Raw genomic sequence first — 5,078 nt, forward strand, 5'->3', positions numbered from 1 at the left:
CACTAAAAGCTACGAACATATCATTGACCCTTTTATTGAAATTCATGAAGTAACACGCAATGCAACATTGCTATCTGAATTTACAACGCCAAAAATATGTTTACCCAAATTATATCCTTCGGAAAAAGATTTTGAAAAAACAAAAATCTATAAAACAAAGAAATACATTTGCATTGCTCCTGCTTCCATTTGGTTTACCAAGCAATTTCCAATAAAGAAATGGATAGAATTTATAAATAAAATTGAACAAGATATTAATGTCTATTTGCTTGGCAGTAAATCCGATACTGTGTTTTGCAACCAAATAATTTTAAGGACTGAAAAAAATAATGTCATCAATCTTTCGGGAAGGTTAAGCATACTTGAATCTGCCGCTTTAATAAAAGATGCAACTATGAATTATGTAAATGATTCGGCACCATTGCATATCGCTTCCGCTATGAATGCCAATACATCCGCAATCTTTTGCTCTACAGTTCCAGGATTTGGTTTTGGTCCTTTGGCAGATAATTCAAATATTATTGAAGTAAAAGAAAAACTCAAATGTCGTCCTTGCGGAATACATGGAAAAAAAGAATGCCCTGAAAAGCATTTTAAATGTGCTATGGACATTGATGTGGATAAAATGGTAGATGTTCTTGGGAATTAGGACATAAAGGAGGTTCTATATTGATTTGTGTGGGTGAAAAAAATATTAAAGCCACAGACTACGTCTGTCGAAAACAAGCTAAGTGTAATAGAAATCTGACTTCGTCTGTCGAAGACAGATTCACAGATTAAAATTAATTTATATGCAAATATTCTAATAAGATATGTCCTTTAGTCTCGATAATAAAATATCCAACAAAACATCAGTACTAAAAAATATTTTTTTTTATTTTTGCCCGCAAAATGAAAAGGCTTGTAAAACATATTAGGATAAAATTCATATCATATCTGTTGCTTGCAGGATTCATTTTGTTTTTATTCAATAATGTAATTTTTTTCCATTCCCACATTTTACCAAATGGAGAAATAATTACACATGCTCACCCTTTTAGCAAAAAAACCGATTCACAGCCTTTTAAATCACACCATCATAGTAAAGAAGACTTAGTATTTATTCAAAACCTGCAACTACTTTTTGCAGTAAGTTTTGTATTATTTTCAATATTAAAAATATTTTACAAAAAAGAAAAAAATCTTTCTTTTAAAAATAGTATCTATCGTTTTAACTACCTTTTCTATTTAAGAAATCGAGCACCTCCTTTCAATATTAATTAACTCATCTTATTCTCATTTTATATTAAATTCTCATTTAATAACAAGGAGAAATTAATTTACAAAACACTTATTAATATAATTCATAAAATTATATTTAGCTAATAATAAATAATTTTTTTAAGATTTAATTATGAAAAAGATAATACCATTAATTATAATTTTACTATCACTTTATCAATTTAGTTATAGTCAAAAAAGAAAAACAGATGCCAATATTGTAGGACATGTGGTAAGTAAAGGTGAACATATTCCTTTTGCAACAATAATTGTAAAAGGGACAACCATTGGGACAACAACTGATGAGAGTGGACACTATAATCTTATTAACCTACCTATAGGTAAGATTACAATCAAAGCTCAATGTATTGGTTTTAAGCCAAAAGAAAAAGAAATTACCATTAAAGCGGACGAGACAAAAATTTTAAAATTTGACTTGGAAAAAGATATATTAGGACTTGAAGAAATTGTGATAACAGGCAACAGAAATGAAACAAACAGAAAAGAATCATCAATAATTGTAAACACAATTACAGCAAAACAATTTACAATGTCACAATCGGTAACATTGGGTGAAGGATTAAATTTTTGCCCCGGTTTACGTATGGAAAACAACTGTCAAAATTGTGGTTTTTCACAAATAAGAATGAACGGATTGGGAGGTCCATATTCTCAAATATTAATTAACAGCCGTCCTATTTTTAGTGGGCTTGCAGGTGTTTATGGTTTAGAGCTAATCCCATCAAGCATGATTGAAAGAGTTGAAATAATACGAGGTGGAGGCTCAGCACTTTACGGAAGTAATGCTATTGCCGGAACTATTAATCTTATTTTGAAAGACCCTATAAATAATTCTTATGAATTTGGTTTAAATAGTGGACTTACAGGAATTGGAATGGATAAATCAGACAAGCCCTCACTAGATAATTCTATTAACTTTAATACATCATTGGTTTCTGCCGATAATAAAACAGGAATGTCTTTATATGGTTTTTTTAGAGACAGAGAGCCTTTTGATGCCAATGATGATGCTTTCTCAGAAATAGCTTCTCTTAAAAATACAACAATAGGAACACGCTTATATCATCGCTTTGGACACAGAAGTAAACTTATTGCTGATTTCTTTAGCATTAATGAAGCAAGAAGAGGTGGTAATAAACATGATTATCCTGTACATGAAACAGATATCGCAGAAGCATTGAAACATAATTTAACCACAGGAGCATTGACTTACGAACAGTTTTTTAGAGAATATGACAAATTATCCATCTATCTTTCAGGACAAAAAATAAACAGAGACTCTTATTATGGAGCTAATAAATCATTAAAAGATTACGGAAATACTAAAGATTTTTCTTATACCATAGGTACTCAATACAATGCCAAGTTCGGATTTTCAAATTTAACAGTGGGAATAGAAAACAGAGGTGCTTGGTTGAAAGACAAAAAACTTGGATATCCTGATATTGAAAATGCTGTAATTGTTGATGATTCCATAGTTAGCATCCCACATACTGATAATGTAATGATTGCAAATCAAAGTACAAATACAACTGGAATTTTTTCGCAATATGAAATAAATTGGGAAAAGCTGAAAGTATCTGTAGGTGCAAGATTCGATAATTATAAAATTGAAGACAAAGAAAAGATTGCTTCAGACAAAAAAGGAAATGTATTAAGTCCAAGATTTACAATTAAATATGATATAAAAGATTACTTACAAACTCGTGCCAGCTATTCGCAAGGATATCGTGCACCTCAAATATTTGATGAAGATTTACATATTGAAACATCAGGTTCTCGTAAGGTAATTCATAAAAATAATCCGAATTTAAAACAAGAAACAAGTCATAGTTTTATGGCATCGCTTGACTTTAACAAAAAAGTAGGCAAAATGTTTGTTGGCGTACTGATTGAAGGTTTTTATACTCAACTTAATAATCCATTTGCCAATGAATTTGATGATGCAGATGAAAACGGAACAGTTGTTTACACAAGAGTAAACGCAGAAGACGGAGCTAAAATACAAGGTGCAAATATTGAATTTAATTTAATTCCAAATAATAAAATCTCTTTATCCTCGGGTTTTACAAAGCAAATCAGTAGATTCGAAAAAGCACAAGAATTTGATAAAAAAGATTTTTTAAGAACCCCAAATGATTATGGATACTTTACATTGGACTGGAAACCCACAAAAGATTTTGGAATATCCTCAACCGGAAATTATACAGGAAAAATGCTCGTACCATATTTTGGCACACAAATTCCGAATCCTGACAAAGGTGAACTTAGAGAAACAAAAAGTTTTTTTGACTTAGGAATGAAAATAAAATATAAAGTTAAGTTAAATGGAGCAAGTATTCAATTTTTTGCAGGAATAAAAAACATTTTTAATTCCTATCAAAATGATTTTGACATTGGTATTGACAGAGACCCGGGATATATTTATGGACCATTAAATCCAAGAACAATTTATGCAGGAATAAAGATTGGGAATTTTATAAAATAATATCAATTGTATTAAATATTTTAACAGACAATTGGAATAAATCGAAAGTCATTTAGAAAAGAAACTATCCATTATTATTTAACTTAGGCTGAGGTTAAGGTTGAGGTTGAGGTTGAGATTGAGGTTGAGATTGAGGTTGAGATTGAGATTGAGGCTCAGCTTAGCCTTAGCCTTAGCCTTAGCCTCAGTCTTAGCCTTAGCCTCAGTCTTAGCCTTCTATGCACGAAATTAAATCTCAAACTTAACCCAGAGTTTAAGAGAAAGAAACAAAAATACTTTGTTAAGTAAAATAGTTATGATACATTTGCAAGAGTATTTTAAAATGTTATTTAGAATATGAATCAATTAAAACAACAGAGATTTACACACATATTACCAACAAGGGGCTTGGCATGTCTGCATGCTACACACAGGCAGACAATATTGCTAACCCGTTGGATGATATGGGCTTATCGGTTTTTAGATATATCTGTACATAATGGAAATAAACGGAACTTCCGTTTATACAAATGTTACCAACAAGCAAAAAACAATAGCAAATGAAACAGATAATTTTGATAATTATGATTTTTAGTTTTATCGGTTCAATTTATGGTCAGGAAATTGAACTGAAAGGAATTTATGCAAGTAGTAGTTCAAAAAAGTATAATACAAATGTAGGATATAGTATTGGGTATAATCAATTTGTAAAAGCTAAAAATCGTTTTGGAATATCAGTAATTCAATATTTCTCTAAAACGCCCTATGATGACATTTATGGTTCAGGAGAGGACGGAGTTTCGACTTATATTGAACAGGTTGATCCCAATAATCAACGAATTGCTTTGAGATTAAATTATGTTTTTAGACTAATTGACAATTCTAAATCTAGATTATATTTCGGACCAGAAATAGGACTAAATTATTTCTTTATTAATGAACAGTATGAAAGAATTTCTAATGAATATATAAGTGGCGGAAACTTCTCATCAGATTATACCGAAACTAATAGAATAGGAATTGGATTTCTTTTAGAGTTTGAAATAAAAGAAGTCATTAATAAAAAAATATCGACATATCTATCTGTGAACCCAGAAATAACAAGTTTTGAAAAATTTGGAATGAATGGGGGATATGACCCGTATTTTATTGGTTGGATGAATTTTAATTTGGGAATTAGATACTTATTAAACGAAAAATAAATAAATGCCAGTTGGTAATCGAGTAGGCGGCTGACGGAGTAATCTCCGCCAGTGCACCTCTCACACCACCAAGCGTACGGGTCTCGTACTTGGCGGTTCATTAGATAAAAGAAAAAAATAATTGTGTC

The 5,078-nt window shown here is 30.6% G+C and carries 4 protein-coding genes; all 4 read left to right on the forward strand.

Annotated elements, in window-relative coordinates:
- The coding region (locus U9R42_02295; GenBank protein MEA3494844.1) for a glycosyltransferase family 9 protein at positions 1-649 on the forward strand (649 nt) is incomplete at its 5' end.
- A 242-nt stretch (positions 650-891) separates the two neighbouring features.
- On the forward strand, positions 892-1,263 hold the full coding sequence (locus U9R42_02300; GenBank protein MEA3494845.1) for a hypothetical protein: 372 nt from the start codon (positions 892-894) through the stop codon (positions 1,261-1,263).
- A 130-nt stretch (positions 1,264-1,393) separates the two neighbouring features.
- On the forward strand, positions 1,394-3,769 hold the full coding sequence (locus U9R42_02305) for a TonB-dependent receptor (protein MEA3494846.1): 2,376 nt from the start codon (positions 1,394-1,396) through the stop codon (positions 3,767-3,769).
- Positions 3,770-4,308: 539 nt separating this feature from the next.
- Positions 4,309-4,950: a hypothetical protein gene (locus U9R42_02310; GenBank protein MEA3494847.1), complete on the forward strand. Its 642-nt coding sequence runs from the start codon at positions 4,309-4,311 to the stop codon at positions 4,948-4,950.
- Positions 4,951-5,078: the final 128 nt, after the last annotated feature.

This window comes from Bacteroidota bacterium (genome assembly GCA_034723125.1).
Taxonomy (GTDB): domain Bacteria; phylum Bacteroidota; class Bacteroidia; order CAILMK01; family JAAYUY01; genus JAYEOP01.

Excerpts from the sequence above, each read along its gene's own strand:
- U9R42_02310 (MEA3494847.1), top strand. The coding sequence starts at position 4,309 with ATGAAACAGATAATTTTGATAATTATGATTTTTAGTTTTATCGGTTCA.
- U9R42_02300 (MEA3494845.1), top strand. The coding sequence starts at position 892 with ATGAAAAGGCTTGTAAAACATATTAGGATAAAATTCATATCATATCTG.
- U9R42_02305 (MEA3494846.1), top strand. The coding sequence starts at position 1,394 with ATGAAAAAGATAATACCATTAATTATAATTTTACTATCACTTTATCAA.